We start from the raw sequence: 16,286 nt of genomic DNA on the forward strand, positions 1-16,286 counted from the left end.
CGGCGTTCCTGCTTGTTTGGGGTGTTTGTACAGGACAGGTGTAGGGCGTGCGGCCTGTGTTTGACGGGCCGCCGCGCGTTTTAAGTTCTGTGATGTTTGGGATCAGTTTTAAACGTGCGGTGTGTCGTCCTGGTCGTTGGCGCCGCGATGGGCCAGAATCTGGTCGATCAACCCCCATTCCAGTGCCTGTTCTGCCGTCATGAAACGGTCGCGATCAAGGGTTTGTTCGACCTCTTCATAGCTGCGTCCGCAGTGGCGGGCGTAAAGTGTGATCATGCGATGTTTGGTTTTACGCATTTCTTCGGCATGGATCAGAATGTCCGATGCCTGGCCCTGAAACCCGCCCAGGGGTTGATGCACATGCAGGCTGGCATTGGGCAAGGCAGCCCGATGGCCCGGTTCGCCTGCCATCAGCAGAAAAGACCCCATTGAACGGGCCGTTCCCATGCAAAGGGTATGAACCGGAGACTGGATGTAGCGCATGGTGTCATACATGGCGAGACCGCTGGTAACCACGCCCCCGGGCGAATTGATATAAAGATGGATCGGTTTTTTCGAGTTTTCGGATTCCAGAAACAGTAATTGCGCGCAAACCAGTGACGATATGGTGTCGTTGACCTCGCCATTCAGAAAGATGATTCTTTCGCGCAACAGCCGTGAATAGATATCAAATGAACGTTCCCCACGGCTTGATTGTTCAACAACCATCGGGACGAGTTGCATCATGTCGCGCATTGGCGAACTCCTGTTTGTTCGAAATGGCAGAACGGATTTCAGGCAGCGCGCATCAAGGGAGGGGTGTTGGTGTTTGCCGCCTTTGTGATACCACGAACCTTCGGATCGGTTAGTTTATGGATAATCAGAAGGTTGGTTTCGCCGTTATCAGTGTCTGAAAGGCGAAATGTCACCGTGCTTTCAAAAAAGGGCGGTTCGGTATCCTGCATTTTATAGGTTACCTCCTGCCCGGGAATAACCGCCGATGGCGCAGCGTCGCGAAGGGTTTCCTGCGGTAACCAGTTTTCGCGAAAAGCGGGAATGGTGATTGCCCGCCAGACTTTTTCACGCGGGGCATCAAGTGTGTATTCCTGCACCAACGTTTTAATGGGCGCATGGTTCTTTTCGTTTGTCATTGGTCCATGTCCTTTAGGGTCGCCTTCAGGGCATCAATACGTTCGGGCCAATAGGTGCGATATTTTGCCACCCACTGCGCGATGACCCCAAATCCTTCCGGGTCAACTTCGTAATAGACAAAGCGCCCCTGTCGATCTTCGCGGATCAGTTTGGCCTGCCGTAAAACAGCAAGGTGCTGTGACATGGCGGGCTGGCTAATTTCCATGCCCGTGCGCAAGGTGCTGGCATTCATGCGCGGGGCCGTTGCCAGTTTTTCAAAAATTGTGCGCCGGGTGGGGTCGGCAAGGGCTTTGAAGATGTTATTTTCTATCATGCAAACACATAAGCACGTACTTATGTGTTTGATCAAGCGATTTTGTGTATTGTTGCCGCGGCTGCATGGTTTGCATGTAAGCTGTCTTTAACGGTTTGGGTAAGGAAAGGAGTATCGGGCATGCAGGTAAAGCGTATCGTTGCCAACATCGCCAGCCCTGACACAGCAAAGGCCGCGGCGTTTTATCGCGATGTGCTGGGGCTTGATATTATGATGGATCATGGCTGGATCGTTACATTTGGCAACGATGTTAAAATGTCGGTGCAACTTAGCATTGCCAGCCAGGGCGGTGCCGGTACGCCGGTGCCTGATCTGTCTATTGAGGTGGATGATATTGCCGCCGCCGAAACGCGGATGCGTGCCGCTGGTATCGATCTGGAATACGGGCCGGTCGACGAGGAATGGGGGGTACGGCGCTTTTTCGTGCGCGATCCATTTGGCAGGCTGGTGAATGTTCTGGCGCACAAAGCCTGACCCATGTTGCAGGCCGGGCCGAAAAGTACGGTGGCCTGTGATGGGCGCATCAGCACGGGCATAAGAAAAAGGCGCGACCCATTCGGAGTCGCACCTTTACGATCAACGTTCCAAAATCAACGACCGCAAGGGGATGTTAAAACAGCGTTCCCAGCGGGGCGGTGTCATAACCATAGACCCACACCAGCAGCGCAATCCCCAGAATGATCCGGTAAATGGCAAAGGGCGTGAAGCTGGCACGTTTAAGCCACGACATCAGAACCGCAATTGTGATCAGTGCGGTAATGAAGGAAAAGCCAATCGCCATAAGAACTTCGCGGTTAAGTTCCATATTGCCGGCTTTATGCAAATCCAGCCCGGCCAAAAGCCCGGCCCCCATGATGACAGGAATCGACATTAGCATCGAAAATTGCGCCGCATCCGAGCGTTCGTAGCTCATCAAGCGGGCGGCTGTCATGGTGATGCCCGATCGGCTGACACCTGGAACAAGGGCGATGACCTGGGCCAGACCAATAAAAATGGATCCGGCCCATCCCATATGTTCGATCCGGTTGATCGTCATGCCGACCTTGTCGGCAAACCACAGGAGGATGCCGAAAACAAGCGTGGTCCAGGCGATGATTTCGACCGACCGCATCTGTTCCTCGATGCCGGACTGTTTAAGATAAAAGCCGACAGCAACCACCGGAATGGTCGCCACCACAATATGCAGTGCCATGCGCGCACCCGGTGTCATCCGCCCGGTAAACAGGCGGAAAAAGCCGATAATCATCGCAAGGACGTCGCGCCAGAAATAGATCAAAACAGCCAGAAGGGTTCCAACATGCACCGAAACATCCAGCAGCAAGCCTTGGTCGGCGGCGCCGGTGATTGCGGGTGTCAGAACAAGATGGCCGGAAGAACTGATGGGCAGGAATTCAGTGATACCCTGAACGACTGCAAGGAGAATTATGTGCTGAAGAGTCACACCTGCCTCGGTGCTGATTTTTGAAGGGAAATTTGCTTATAGCAGCTTGTTTTCTCTAGGCGAATAACTGAATTAGTACCATTTCGGTACTAATTAAACTTTTAAGACGCCGAAAAATTGCCATAAAACCCTAGGCGCCGTCAGGGCTTTTTGTTAAATTGGTCAGTATTGTTGACCTATGGTGCATTTTGTGCTGGATTCTCTTTTCTGGCGCAGGTATATAAAGGGCCACTCCCGCAACAAAACAGCCTTTTTGGGGGCCTCAATGACAGAAAAGATGCTCAAGTTTGTTCATCTTGAACAAAAATATCCGCAAAAGCGTGAAGCCGCTGAGCGTCGGACAGACTTCGATGAGATTTATGCCGACTTCGAACCTGATGCTGCGGCCGATCAGGCCGCGCGTTGTTCGCAGTGCGGCGTGCCGTTCTGTCAGGCCCATTGCCCGCTTTATAATAATATTCCCGACTGGTTGCGCCTGACCACGGAAGGGCGGATGGAAGAAGCCTATGCCATTTCCTCGGCGACCAATAACCTGCCCGAAATCACGGGCCGTATTTGCCCGCAGGATCGCCTGTGCGAAGGTAATTGCGTGATCGAACAATCCACCCACGGGGCGGTGACGATCGGGTCAGTTGAAAAATACATTACCGACACCGCCTTTGAAAACGGCTGGGTCAAGGCACCGGTGCCCGGGCAGGAAAACGGCCTGTCGGTTGGTATTATCGGTGGTGGTCCTGCTGGTATGGCGGCAGCTGAACAGTTGCGCCTTAAAGGCTATGACGTTCATATCTATGATCGTTACGACCGTATGGGCGGTTTGCTGGTATATGGTATTCCCGGTTTCAAACTGGAAAAACACATTGTTGCACGCCGGATCAAGTTGCTTGAAGAAGCTGGCATCGTCATGCACACCAATTTTGAAGTCGGGCGCGATGCCTCGCTTGAAGAATTGCGCCGCGAGCACGACAGCGTTCTGATTGCGACCGGTGTTTACAAGGCACGTGACCTTAAGGTGCCAGGCGTTGGCTTGAAAAATATCTATCCGGCACTGGAATATCTGACCACATCGAACCGTCAGGGTTTGGGCGATGCCGTGCCAGCCTATGACGATGGTACGCTGAATGCCAAAGACAAGCATGTTGTGGTTGTTGGTGGCGGTGATACCGCGATGGACTGTGTGCGTACGGCTGTTCGCCAGGGTGCCAAGTCGGTCAAATGTCTGTATCGTCGTGACCGTGCCAATATGCCCGGCTCCCAGCGCGAAGTGGCCAATGCCGAGGAAGAAGGTGTTGAATTTGTCTGGTTAACCAACCCGGAAGCCTTTGTTGGTGATGACAAGATAAATGGTGTGCGGGCCGTTAAAATGCGCCTGGGCGCACCCGATGCCGGTGGCCGCCAAAGCCCGGAAGTAATCGAGGATTCCAGCTATACGATGGAAGCCGACATGGCGATCCTGGCCCTTGGCTTTGAACCCGAAGACCTGCCGACCCTGTTTGAAGCCCCGGAACTGGGTGTTTCACGCTGGGGTACCGTGAAGATCGATTTCCGTTCGATGATGACCAATCTGGATGGCGTTTTTGCCGCCGGTGACATCGCACGGGGTGCGTCGCTGGTGGTTTGGGCGATCCGTGATGGTCGCGATGCCGCTGATCGCATTGACGAATATTTGCTGGCGCGGAAAGAAGCAGCCGCCTAAGCCCGCCGCCGCATTTTGGAGAACAAAGCCATGAATGAAATTATCAAAGGTCACGGTGCCGAAGAAATCGCCCGGTTCGAGCGTAACGCCGAACATTTGTCGGCAAACGGCCTGTATGACGTGGATGACGAACACAGCAGTTGCGGCGTTGGCCTGATTGGCGCCATTGATGGCAAACCGCGCCGTGAAGTCGTCGAAGCCGGTATCGAAGCCTTGAAATCGATCTGGCATCGCGGGGCTGTCGATGCCGATGGTAAAACCGGCGATGGTGCTGGTATTCACCTTCAGGTGCCGCAGGACTTTTTTAAAGCCCATCTCAAGCTGATCAATCAGGAAGCCCCGGATTCCATGATTGCCGTGGGTCAGGTTTTTCTGCCGCGTATCGACATGGCGGCACAGGAACGTTGCCGTGCGATTGTGGAAACCGAAATCCTGAAAATGGGCTATTCGATTCTTGGCTGGCGCCAGGTGCCGGTTAATGTGTCGGTGATTGGTGAAAAAGCCAACGCAACCCGCCCGGAAATCGAACAGGTTCTGGTCGGGGGCCTTGCCACCATCGACGAAGAACAGTTCGAAGTTGATCTTTACGTTATTCGTCGCCGTATTGAAAAAGCGGTAATGACGGAATCGATCAAGGATTTTTATATCTGCTCGCTGTCGTGCCGTTCGATTATTTACAAGGGCATGTTCCTGGCCGAACAGATCGACATTTTTTACCCTGATCTGCGTGACGAACGCTTTACGTCAAATTTCTGCGTCTATCACCAGCGGTATTCGACCAATACGTTCCCCAGCTGGCCGCTGGCGCAGCCGTTCCGTGTTTTGGCCCATAACGGCGAAATCAACACGCTGCGCGGCAACGTCAACTGGATGAAAAGCCACGAAGCCCGCATGGGTAACGAAGCATTTTCTGATACGATCGAAGACGTTAAACCGGTTATTCAACCCGGATCATCAGACTCCGCCGCCCTTGACGCCGTGTTTGAATTGATGGTGCGTGCCGGTCGTGACCTGCCGATGGTGAAAACCATGATGGTGCCCGAAGCATGGTCGAAAAAAGCGACCACGCCGGACAGCTATAAAAACCTTTACGCCTATTGCAACGCGGTGATGGAACCGTGGGATGGCCCGGCAGCGCTTGCGGCTTATGGCGGCAAATGGCTTTTGGGCGGTACGGACCGTAACGGCCTGCGGCCGCTGCGTTATGCCGTGACCGGCAACGGTTTGCTGATTGCCGGTTCGGAAACCGGCATGGTGCATATCGACGAGGAAAGCTGCGTTGAAAAAGGCCGCCTTGGGCCGGGCCAGATGATTGCGGTTAACCTTGAAGAAGGCAAGCTCTACCACGATACCGAACTGAAAGATAAACTGGCACATCGCCGTGACTGGTCGAAATGGGTCGGCCGGACCAAGGTTCTTGATGACCTGGTATCGCCGGAAAAATCCGAACCGGCCAATTTTAACAAGGAACACCTTTTGCGGATGCAAAAGGCAATGGGCCTGTCGCATGAAGACCTTGAACTGATCCTGCATCCGATGGCCGAAGACGCCAAGGAAGCGATTGGATCGATGGGCGATGATACCCCGCTTGCGATCCTGTCGGATCGTTATCGTGGCATGCATCATTTCTTCCGTCAGAATTTCGCACAGGTCACTAACCCGCCGATCGACAGCTTGCGCGAAGCCCGCGTCATGAGCTTGAAAACGCGCCTTGGCAACCTTGGCAATATTCTCGAAGAAGACGAAAGCCAGTGCGACCTGTTGCAGCTTGACAGCCCGGTTCTGACGACTGGCGAATATGACGCCATGCGCGACTATATGGGCGACAGTGCTGTTGAAATCGATACCACGTTCGACATTGGCGCTGGTCCGTCTGCGCTGCGCGATGCGATTACCCGCATCCAGAAAGAAGCCGAAGAAGCCGTGCGCGGCGGTGCCTTGCACGTGATTTTGACCGATGAACGCATTGATGCAAACCATGCTGCCATTCCGATGGTGCTTGCTGTTGGGGGCGTTCACAGCTTTTTGGTCAAAAACTCGCTTCGGACCTATATTTCGCTGAACGTACGGTCGGCTGAATGCATGGATGTGCATTACTTCGCCGTGTTGATTGGTGTGGGTGCGACCACGGTTAACGCCTATCTGGCCCAGGAAGGCTTGCTGGACCGTTATGCTCGTGGCCTGTTCCCGAACATCCACAGCACCGCCGAAATCATGCAGCGCTTTAAAACCGCAATTGATCAGGGCCTGCTTAAGATCATGTCCAAAATGGGCATTTCGATCATCAGTTCCTATCGTGGTGGCTATAACTTTGAAAGCATCGGCCTTTCGCGCTCGCTGGTGGCTGAATTCTTCCCGGGTATGCCGTCGCGCATTTCGGGCATTGGCCTTCAGGGTATTCAGCGCCGCACGATTGCCCAGCACAAGGACGCCTTTGCCGGTAATGTTGTCAGCCTGCCGGTTGGTGGTTTGTATAAATATCGTCGCAGCGGTGAACGCCATGTGTGGACCGGCCCGCTGATCCATACCTTGCAGTCTGCTGTTACAACAGGCAGCTACAATACGTTCCGCAAGTTTAGCGAAGGCCTGCGTCAGCGCGAACCGCTGCATCTGCGCGATTTGCTCGATTTCCGCCGGGACCGCAAGCCGGTGCATCAGGAAGAAGTTGAAAGCATCACGCAAATTCGCAAGCGTTTTGTAACGCCTGGTATGTCGCATGGTGCCCTTTCAACTGAAACCCACGAAGCCCTGGCAATTGCCATGAACCGGATTGGGGCAAAGTCCAACTCTGGTGAAGGCGGGGAATCGCGCGAGCGTTTCCGTCCGCGTTCCAACGGCGACAATGCCCGTTCATCGATCAAGCAGGTGGCATCGGGTCGCTTTGGTGTGACGGCGGAATATCTGAATAACTGCGAAGAAATTCAGATCAAGGTCGCCCAGGGGGCAAAACCGGGCGAAGGTGGGCAGTTGCCTGGCTTTAAGGTGACGGTCGAAATTGCCCAGCTGCGTCATGCGACGCCGGGTGTGACCCTTATTTCACCGCCGCCGCATCACGACATCTATTCAATCGAAGACCTCGCCCAGCTGATTTACGACCTTAAGCAGATCAATCCGCGCTGCCGCGTGTGCGTGAAGCTGGTGTCGCGGTCGGGCGTGGGCACGATTGCCGCGGGTGTTGCCAAGGCAAAGGCCGATGTGATCCTGATTTCCGGTTATGATGGCGGTACGGGGGCAAGCCCGCAAACCTCGATCAAATATGCCGGTATTCCGTGGGAAATGGGCCTGTCGGAAGTTAACCAGGTTCTCACACTCAATAACCTGCGTCACCGCGTGAAGCTGCGCGTCGATGGTGGTTTTAAAACCGGCCGCGACGTTGTGATTGGTGCCATGCTGGGTGCCGAAGAATTCGGTATCGGTACGGCATCGCTGATTGCTCTTGGTTGTATCATGGTGCGTCAGTGCCATTCCAACACCTGCCCGGTCGGCGTTTGTACCCAGGACCCGGCCCTGCGTGCCAAGTTTAATGGTACGGCCGACAAACTGGTCAACCTGTTCACCTTCATGGCCGAAGAGGTCAAGGATGTGCTGGCAGAACTGGGTTATGACAACCTGCAGGATGTGATTGGCCGTTCGGATCTGCTTCAGCAGGTTCACCGTGGTGCAAAGGACCTTGTTGACCTTGACCTGAACCCGCTTTTGGCCCAGGCCGATGCGGCAGGGCACCCGCGTTACTGCACCACCGAAGGCCGCAACGAAGTGCCTGATACCCTTGATGCGCAAATGATCAAGGATGCCCGTCCGTTGCTGGATGACGGCGAAAAAATGCAGCTGCAGTATAATATTCAAAATACGCAGCGTGCCATCGGCACCCGCATTTCCAGCCTGATCACGCAGAAATACGGCATGTTTGGCCTGAAACCCGGCCATTTGCATGTGCGTTTGCGTGGTTCGGCCGGTCAGTCACTGGGCGCGTTTTCGGTTCAGGGTCTTAAAATCGAAGTTCACGGCGATGCCAACGACTATGTTGCCAAGGGCCTTTCGGGCGGCACCATTGTTCTGCGTCCGCGTCCGTCAAGCTCGCTTAAGACCAACGAAAACACCATCATTGGCAATACCGTCCTTTACGGTGCAACGGCGGGCAAGCTGTTTGCAGCGGGTCAGGCGGGCGAACGTTTCTGTGTTCGTAACTCCGGTGCCACGGTGGTGGTTGAAGGATGTGGTTCAAACGGTTGTGAATATATGACCGGCGGAACGGCTGTTATCCTTGGCGAAGTTGGCGAAAACTTTGGCGCTGGCATGACCGGTGGCATGGCCTTTATCTATGACCGTAACAATAATTTTGGCGATGTCGTCAATGACAGTTCGGTTTTGTATCAACGTATTGAAACCCCGCATTGGGACGATCTGTGCCGCAGCCTGATCGAGGAGCATGTTGCTGAAACCGATAGTGGTTTCGCCCGCAACCTCCTTGATAACTGGGATCGCGAGCGCGGGCACTTCTGGCAGGTTGTGCCAAAGGAAATCGTCGACAAGCTGGAAAACCCCATTCGCTCCCAGAGCGAAGACCAGGCAACTGCGTGATTACGATCACGCAGCTTGCGTAAGCTCCCTTGTCCAAACACCCGGACAAACCAACTTACCCCGCATCTCGGTGCGGGGTATCTTTTTTTGGGCTATTGATATGGGAACACACAGGGCAAAAACACAATAATGCCAAAGCCTGTTAATCGTAATCGATGACCAGGGCGATGGTGAACAGGCAACTTTCCTGCAGTTTTCGCCACGTATTAACTGCTAATTAAAGCGGTGGGTAAAATGCAACAGGCGCATCATGCCTTGATATGGGCAAAAACCCGGCCAAGGCTGTCAGGGTTTGTCATTTTCTGGAATATGCGGAAACATGCGTTAAAGCAGCAAATCCAGGTAAGTACCCCGTCGGGCCGAATGGTCGATCTGGTCGGCCGCAATCAGGTTGCGCAGGCGGGCAAGCTGGCTAAGGATATCAAGTTCGGTTGACGGGCGGTCCGCGGAACTGCGCCGGGCTCCTGGCGTGTTGGGGCGTCCCGGACCATTGCGGGTCGGGGCTTCGGTAATATCGCCTGTGCTGGTACGTGAACTGCCAAGCGGTAGGAGCGCCATTATTTTTCCCTTGTTGTCGAATGCTCATTCTAGGGGATTTTGATTAAAATCTGAACCATTCAGTTTGGGGGGATCACATTTCATCTTGTATCGTCGTGATTTGGGGTTGGTCCGGTTCTTCGTCAATCCTGCCGAAACGGGCTTTGATCCTCGTGATAACGGGCAAAGAAAAGGGGCAGCGCGAACGCTGCCCCAGTAGAAGCCAACGAGGAGGGAGGCAATAAAATCAGGTCACGATATTAACCCGCGTGCCACGGGAACCACTGGTTTCCAGGGGTTGATAATCTGTCACGATTGAAGCAATGCTTTCCATCAGGCCTTCGGCCTTTTTCATCGATGATCCGGCGGCACTAAGCGGTGCCCCATCCGCGCGTTGCGGTGTGACCCTGTCTGATAGCGCCTGTTGCGCTGCGCTTAAACCTGAACCAATCGAGCCGACCATGATGTCCTCGCCTGTGTTGTCTGGCAGTTGCTGGCCGTCGATATCGCGCCTGCGCCAGAAAGCATTTTCATCGTATTACTAAGATATAGGGCCGTTTAGCCAAATTTTAAGTGATGGCCGTCACAAGCAGGCACAAAAATATCGGACCATAAAAAAACGCCCCTGTATGACGGGGCGTTTTAAAACATGATTTCTGGAATTTGCCGCAGTTTTAGGCGCGTTCGCCAAATCCGGTATTTTTCGGCATGGGCGTGTTAAAGGAAACTTGCGTTAAAGGCGGCGGCGTTCAGCCTTTTGCACCAGGGCTTCATGGATGGCTTTTTGCAACTGAGCGGGGCGGAAGGGTTTTTTGACGAAAATATATTCGCCCAGCATCTTTTCCATTTCCTGACGTGTGCGGGCCGGGTAGCCCGACATAAAGACAATGCTAAGATGCGGGTATTGCCGTAATGCCTCGATGGCCAGTTGTGGCCCGCTAAGGCCGCTCATGACGACATCGCTTAGAATAACGTCAATCTTGTCGTCGCCTTCCTGGGATGCCAGGATTTTCAAGGCCTCGTCGGCATTCTGGGCGCAAATGGCGCTAAACCCGGCATCTTCAAGAATGATTTTTGCTGTGGTGCGTAATGATGGTTCATCATCAACGACCAATACCCGTTCACCATTGCCGGGGTGATAGCTGATGGTATCAATTGGCTGAACCGTTGCTGTGCCAGCTTCGCACAGGGGTAAATAGATGGAAAAGGTTGTGCCTTCTCCCTCTATTGTCTGGACATCAATGCACCCGTTGGATTCTTCCACCCAGCTATGGACGATCGACAGGCCAAGTCCTGTTCCCTTGCCAGGTTCCTTGGTGGAATAAAATGGCTCGAATATATGGTCCAGAATTTCGTCTGGTATGCCGGTGCCGGTATCCTGCACCGTAATAACCGCGTAACCGCCGGGCGCACAATCGGGATAGGTTATTTCATCAAGCGGATCGCGCTGGTCTTCCGGCGGGATGATTTCAGAAGAACAGCTGATTTGAAGATTTCCGCCATCGGGCATTGCATCGCGGGCATTGATCGCCAGGTTAAGAATACACGCCGAAAGCTGGGTCGGATCAACCCGGGTATACAGGGCTGTTTCACACGTCCAGATTTCAAGTTCGATCCGATGCTCCAGCAACGTGATCAGCAGCTTTTCCATATCCAGAACGGCATCATTGACCTGAACAATGGTGGGTTGTTCAACCTTGCGACGCGAAAACATCAAAAGCTGGTCGGCAACACTGGTGGCGCGTTCGCCCAGCGAAATAATATGGCCGATATATTCTTCCACCCGGTCATGGTCATCAATGCGGGCGCGTGCTACTTCGGCAAAACTCAGGATGCCCGCCAGGCAATTGTTAAATTCATGGGCAACTCCGCCCGCCATCTGGCCCACGGCCTCAAGCTTTTGCGACGTCGCAAGCTGGCGTTGCAGGGCATGTTGTTCTTCGGTCGCGCGGTGCTGGGCCGTAACATCGCTGCCTGTACCGCGATAGCCTTTGAAAACCCCGTCGAGATCAAAAACCGGCACCCCGTTTATGCGGCCAAAATGAATATCGCGATCTTTACCTTGCCACGAAAACTCGAAGTTCTGAAAGGCAAGGTGGCTTTCAAGGCGACTCATCAACACGCCCCAGCTTTCGTGGTCGCGTGCGGTTAACCCCAGCGTGTCAAACCGCTGCCCCTGCGGGGAGCCATGCAGTTCCTCGATCAGTTGATAGAATTTATAGGACGCAAATGTAATGCGCAGGTCCGGGCCCATTTCCCAGTACCAGTCGGCCGAGGACAGGGTGAAATCACGAAAACGTTCCTCGCTGTCACGCAGGGCATCCTGGGCGGTCTGATGCTGGCCGGTGCGGCGTTCCAGGCTTTCGGCCATGGCATTCAACCCGCGTTCAAGCGCGCCAATTTCGTCACGGCTGGCGGGGTGCAGCCGGGCACCAATTTTACCAAACTGAATATCGCTGACAAATTGCGCCATGCCGGTCAGGCGGCGCAAAACAGTTTGCTGCATCAGCAAAAAGATCAGCCCTGATGTTAAAAACAGGCACATCACCGAGCCGATCAGTAAAACCGACTGCATGCGGTTCTGGCTTTCTTCAAGGCCGACGGTGGAAACCTTGAAATAAACGAACATAAAGGGCTGGGTGGCGTTCAGACTGAAAAGCGGGGTAACGCTGACCATTTGTCGGCCATTGGTATCATGAACTGTAAAAAGTCGCGGTTCGACAATATCGGCAGCAAACCAGCGGGCCGGATATTTGTCGAGCTCAGCAATGTTGCTGCCGATCAGGGCCTGGTTCATCGAATGGTAAATGGTGCCGTCAAAGCCAACGGCCAGGGCATCAATAACATGCGGGCCTAGCAAACGGCGCAGTTGCGCCTTGTCACTGATAATCGATATTTTAAGCTGTTCTTCCTGGATCAAGCGGCCAGGAGCACTAATTTGTTCGGCTGTGCGACGATCAATTTCTGCGCCGAAATACTGGATATAATATCCACCAAACAGACCTAGAAAAATGGTTTCCACAATAACAATTGCAAAACCGATCTTGAACGCCAGACTACCAAACAGCCGGTCGAACAGTTTTTTCAAGCTACCCTCTACGCCCTGATCCGGTCGTCCCCCGGCTTTTTTCTGTTACTTGTCCTCAATATAATACTGGGCCGGGTTGGTTGGTGCCGGTGTGGCAAAGCTCCAGGCCGCGGGTATTACCTTGGGTACGTTTTTAAAGTTATTTGCGACAATTCCCTTGCGATTTGGCGGAAGTGCAACTCCCATAACATAAAACTGATCAGCACTGATGTCGAGGATCGCCCGCATCAGATCGTTTTGTTCCGTGGTGTCTGCGGTCGATTTTAGCTGGTCATAAAGCGACAGCTGTTTTTGCACTGTTCGCGGCGGGATTTTTGCCGTCTCACTTGTTTTATCAAGATACCATGCCGCCCATGCCGGTGCGAACCATGAATCTTTCGAAATTGGCAAATAGTTGATTGGAATCAACATGGCATCCAGCCCGCCATCCCCGCCCCAGGCGGTTGCATCAAAATGGTTGGCCTTGCGTTGTTCGTAAAATGCGTCGCGCGCCATATCGCGGGGGGTGACATTAATTCCCAGTTTGCGCCAGTATCCGGTGACAGCCTCAAGCATTTCAAAACGGCTGCTACCAACAGTGTCGATATTGAAGCTGACCCGCTTGCCATTTGCCATTAGCAAAAACCCCTGGCTGTCGCGGTTGACTAAACCTGCCTTGGCAAAAAAGTCCAGTGCCAGGTCCGGGTCATAAGTTATAAATTGACGTGCCAGCACCGAATGAAACAGCGGACTTTCCGGGCGCGGTGCGGCCTGATGGGGCAGGGCTGTTGGCACGAACTGGTCAATAATGGCATCGCGGTCAAATGCATGAGACAGGCCAACGCGGAAGTTTTTGTCCTGAAACAGACTGCGCAGTGTTTTGTCGCGATGGTTCAGGTTCAGCGATAATGTCAGTTTGTTCATGTCGCTTTCGATCAGGGTAAAAGACGACATGTCTTTGCGGCGGGCAATAATTTCGTCGGTGCCACTGCTGATGTGGCGTTCCTGCATATCGATGCCACCATCCATCGCCAGTTTGATGGCGTCGGGTTTGCTATCGACAAGTTTGAATGACACTGTATCGATATAGGGCAGCTGCCGACCGGTTGGATCGATTTTCCAGTAATATGGATTGCGCTTTGCAATCAAAGGGTCCTGTTTGCCGTAAACACCGCTCAGCGTCCAGGCATTCAGGGTTGGTACATCGGGGTTGCGCCAGCGCGACGGGTCATCAATGGTGCCGGGTTGGCCAAAAATATCAATAAAGCGTTCCTGCCAACTGGCATATCCCTGCTTTTGGGCATCGCTTTGGGCATTTGGGTTATATTTTGGCAAATATTTTTTAAGGTAATGCGCCGGATAGGAAACCGGTTCAACCCCGTCGGGCTGGGCCAGAAACGTTGAAAACAGGCCATAGGGGGCGGCGAAGTGGAATGTTACAGTATAATCGTCGGATTTTGTGACACGAACAGCCTCGCCACCACAGGTAAGCCAGTCGGGGACGTTTCTGGTTAAATCGGGGTTTTTGAGAATATCTTCGTACCAGAATAAAATATCTTCGGCAGTGAAAGGTTTGCCATCGGACCAACGCATGCCAGGGCGCAACCGGAATATAAAATCGGTGGCATTTGTATTTGTCTGGAATGACAATGCCACATTGGGCACGGTGCCTGTCCATTGAGGTGTCCAGCGTAACAAAGGTTCATAGCCGATGGTGCGAATAAGCAGGGCATAGTCGCGTTCGGCCAGTTGAGCCATATGCCACGTCCCACCGTAATTGCCCAGGCTGTCGACGGGCGATACGATCATGGGGGTACGGGGCAACCGGTCCTCGATCGGGGGGAGCTGGCCGTTCTTTACCTGGTCATCAAGCAATGGAGCCTGCCCAAATTCAACGGCATAGCTGCTTGTCGCAGAAATTGCGAAAACAAACATAGCTGCGAACAGGACGGTGCAGGTTTGGAAAAATTTTCCGGGCACGCGTGGCTCCACTGATTTTATGCTTTTGTATTATAACAAGCGGTAGGTATCGTATCCGCTATCCTTAGGTGGTGAATAAAGAAAAAAAACATTAAGGTAAAGTTTTGATGGCATTTAATTGATTATCCTCGCGAAAAAGTCATTAAAACAGCGTCAGGCAGAACAGGTTTTCGTTGGTTTTTTCTTCGGTGCCACAACCGGCATGATCATTCAGGATATGTATAAATGATAGATTACAATAGTATGATAAATAAGCAGTTTTGCGTCTTTGATCCAAATTATATTTCACAACAGAAAAAATTTGCCAGTCAGCTTTCACCGTTGGAAGACCGTCTGTCGACCTTGCAAGAGCAGGGAAACAGCATGGCAGCTTCAGATCAAAGGATGATTGAATGCAAATGGCTGCTGCAATACACGGCAGACTGGAAAAGCCTTCAGGAAGCAATCGCTTTGCTTGCCGAGTCGCTTAAAAACAGGGATCAGGAGTGGGCCGAGGAACAATCTTCGGTCGATGGATCATGGGGGCCTTGTTATCATCAGTGGTTTTTAAAAGTAGATGCCATGATTGATGCGGTTAACGAACTGGCCGATCAGGGCGAGGCACCGCAATACCCGTTTGATTTTATGGCCCCGATCGCCACTATCGAGGGCATGCAAAACTGGTTGAATGACCAGCGTACCTCAAAGATTTTCGCCGATGGGATAGATCGTCGCGATGCATTGGGGGCCGTGACAGCTGTGCTGTCGGAAATGTGCTTCAAAAGCGAACTTCGCGATTATTTCCGTCAATACGTCAAAGGCTTTGATCTGACGGATGACTATATTGCCGCCTATAAAGCCTGGCTTGATGACTGGCAGGACCCGCAGACAGGGTATTGGGGTGCGTGGTTTGAGCAGGAAGACGGAACACTGGTTAAAAGCGCTGATCTGAGCCTGAGCTTTCACAATATTTCCTATCAGCATGGCAAGGTTGCTTACTGGCCGGAAATATTTGCCACCACATTGTCGTTGCGCGATGGCACATATCCCTATGGCTGGAAGCACAACGGCGACTTTAATAACCACAACAATTACGACGTTGCCAAAATTTTTGCGGAAGGCTGGTCAAGTGTTGATGACGCCGCGCATCAGCAAGCCAGCGATGATTTATCCAGTCTTCTTGACTGGTGCCTGAATGTGTCGATGACGCAGGATGGCGGCTTTATTGACGATGACAGTTTTTATAATTCTGTCGGTGCTGCCTATTATTATGGCGTGTCGTTCCTTGACGAGATCGGCTATTTCGATCCGGCCAAGTGTTTCTGGACAGATGAGACCTTCCCCGAAGGGGCGGTTCTATGCTGCAAAATTCAGAAAAACATGAAATCGCATCACCTTGATGATGACGAAGCCGACGCCGCGATGGAAAAACTGGTTGATGCCTGTGGTGATTGTAGCAAAAGCAACAAACGCCGCACCGTTCATTAAGCCGTTGCCTGGGCGGGTGTCGGGTCACAACTGGTCAATGGCTGTTGTGTGATACCGTAAGCACGAGATTGCG

The 16,286-nt window shown here is 52.9% G+C and carries 12 protein-coding genes; 4 read left to right on the forward strand and 8 right to left on the reverse strand.

Features of this window, described 5'->3' with window-relative positions; all coding sequences use genetic code 11:
* Positions 1-108: 108 nt before the first annotated feature.
* The 3 genes from J4E05_RS12555 to J4E05_RS12565 are packed head-to-tail and all read right to left on the reverse strand — an operon-like array spanning position 109 to position 1,444.
* Positions 109-735 (reverse strand): ATP-dependent Clp protease proteolytic subunit, encoded by a 627-nt coding sequence (locus J4E05_RS12555; RefSeq protein ID WP_349596047.1) that lies wholly within the window; start codon positions 733-735, stop codon positions 109-111.
* Between the two features lie 38 nt (positions 736-773).
* Positions 774-1,130: an SRPBCC family protein gene (locus J4E05_RS12560; protein ID WP_349596050.1), complete on the reverse strand. Its 357-nt coding sequence runs from the start codon at positions 1,128-1,130 to the stop codon at positions 774-776.
* Entirely contained in the window at positions 1,127-1,444 is a 318-nt protein-coding gene (locus J4E05_RS12565) for an ArsR/SmtB family transcription factor (protein ID WP_349596053.1), read from the reverse strand. Before J4E05_RS12565 ends, J4E05_RS12560 begins: the two co-directional genes overlap by 4 nt.
* A gap of 120 nt (positions 1,445-1,564) precedes the next feature.
* Between J4E05_RS12565 and J4E05_RS12570 the strand changes: the two genes are divergently transcribed.
* On the forward strand, positions 1,565-1,918 hold the full coding sequence (locus J4E05_RS12570) for a VOC family protein (protein WP_349596056.1): 354 nt from the start codon (positions 1,565-1,567) through the stop codon (positions 1,916-1,918).
* Between the two features lie 136 nt (positions 1,919-2,054).
* On the opposite strand, the gene J4E05_RS12575 is transcribed toward J4E05_RS12570, so the two are convergent.
* Positions 2,055-2,885 (reverse strand): undecaprenyl-diphosphate phosphatase, encoded by an 831-nt coding sequence (locus J4E05_RS12575; protein WP_085586983.1) that lies wholly within the window; start codon positions 2,883-2,885, stop codon positions 2,055-2,057.
* Positions 2,886-3,150: 265 nt separating this feature from the next.
* Between J4E05_RS12575 and J4E05_RS12580 the strand changes: the two genes are divergently transcribed.
* Positions 3,151-4,581, forward strand: coding sequence for an NAD(P)-dependent oxidoreductase (locus tag J4E05_RS12580; RefSeq protein WP_349596059.1), 1,431 nt, complete (start codon positions 3,151-3,153; stop codon positions 4,579-4,581).
* A gap of 30 nt (positions 4,582-4,611) precedes the next feature.
* Positions 4,612-9,162, forward strand: coding sequence for a glutamate synthase large subunit (gene gltB / locus J4E05_RS12585; protein WP_085586984.1), 4,551 nt, complete (start codon positions 4,612-4,614; stop codon positions 9,160-9,162).
* 324 nt (positions 9,163-9,486) lie between these two features.
* Here the strand turns inward: gltB and J4E05_RS12590 are convergent, their stop codons facing one another.
* From J4E05_RS12590 to J4E05_RS12605, 4 genes are all read right to left on the reverse strand, one after another.
* Entirely contained in the window at positions 9,487-9,720 is a 234-nt protein-coding gene (locus J4E05_RS12590) for a hypothetical protein (RefSeq protein WP_085586985.1), read from the reverse strand.
* A gap of 226 nt (positions 9,721-9,946) precedes the next feature.
* A complete protein-coding gene (locus tag J4E05_RS12595; RefSeq protein ID WP_085586986.1) occupies positions 9,947-10,162 on the reverse strand; it encodes a hypothetical protein in 216 nt (71 codons plus the stop codon).
* A 270-nt stretch (positions 10,163-10,432) separates the two neighbouring features.
* Entirely contained in the window at positions 10,433-12,787 is a 2,355-nt protein-coding gene (locus J4E05_RS12600) for an ATP-binding protein (RefSeq protein WP_349596064.1), read from the reverse strand.
* A gap of 45 nt (positions 12,788-12,832) precedes the next feature.
* The gene (locus J4E05_RS12605; protein WP_349596066.1) at positions 12,833-14,746 is read right to left on the reverse strand and encodes an ABC transporter substrate-binding protein; all 1,914 of its coding nucleotides are present in this window, start codon (positions 14,744-14,746) and stop codon (positions 12,833-12,835) included.
* 363 nt (positions 14,747-15,109) lie between these two features.
* On the opposite strand from J4E05_RS12605, the gene J4E05_RS12610 reads away from it, so the two are divergent.
* On the forward strand, positions 15,110-16,213 hold the full coding sequence (locus J4E05_RS12610) for a hypothetical protein (RefSeq protein WP_349596068.1): 1,104 nt from the start codon (positions 15,110-15,112) through the stop codon (positions 16,211-16,213).
* The last annotated feature ends 73 nt before the right edge of the window (positions 16,214-16,286 follow it).

Source organism: Thalassospira sp. NFXS8, from assembly GCF_040148805.1.
In the GTDB taxonomy this organism is placed as follows: Bacteria; Pseudomonadota; Alphaproteobacteria; order Rhodospirillales; family Thalassospiraceae; genus Thalassospira.

Excerpts from the sequence above, each read along its gene's own strand:
- J4E05_RS12580 (WP_349596059.1), top strand. The coding sequence starts at position 3,151 with ATGACAGAAAAGATGCTCAAGTTTGTTCATCTTGAACAAAAATATCCG.
- J4E05_RS12570 (WP_349596056.1), top strand. The coding sequence starts at position 1,565 with ATGCAGGTAAAGCGTATCGTTGCCAACATCGCCAGCCCTGACACAGCA.
- J4E05_RS12590 (WP_085586985.1), bottom strand. The coding sequence starts at position 9,720 with ATGGCGCTCCTACCGCTTGGCAGTTCACGTACCAGCACAGGCGATATT.
- gltB (WP_085586984.1), top strand. The coding sequence starts at position 4,612 with ATGAATGAAATTATCAAAGGTCACGGTGCCGAAGAAATCGCCCGGTTC.
- J4E05_RS12595 (WP_085586986.1), bottom strand. The coding sequence starts at position 10,162 with ATGGTCGGCTCGATTGGTTCAGGTTTAAGCGCAGCGCAACAGGCGCTA.
- J4E05_RS12610 (WP_349596068.1), top strand. The coding sequence starts at position 15,110 with ATGGCAGCTTCAGATCAAAGGATGATTGAATGCAAATGGCTGCTGCAA.
- J4E05_RS12560 (WP_349596050.1), bottom strand. The coding sequence starts at position 1,130 with ATGACAAACGAAAAGAACCATGCGCCCATTAAAACGTTGGTGCAGGAA.
- J4E05_RS12565 (WP_349596053.1), bottom strand. The coding sequence starts at position 1,444 with ATGATAGAAAATAACATCTTCAAAGCCCTTGCCGACCCCACCCGGCGC.
- J4E05_RS12555 (WP_349596047.1), bottom strand. The coding sequence starts at position 735 with ATGCGCGACATGATGCAACTCGTCCCGATGGTTGTTGAACAATCAAGC.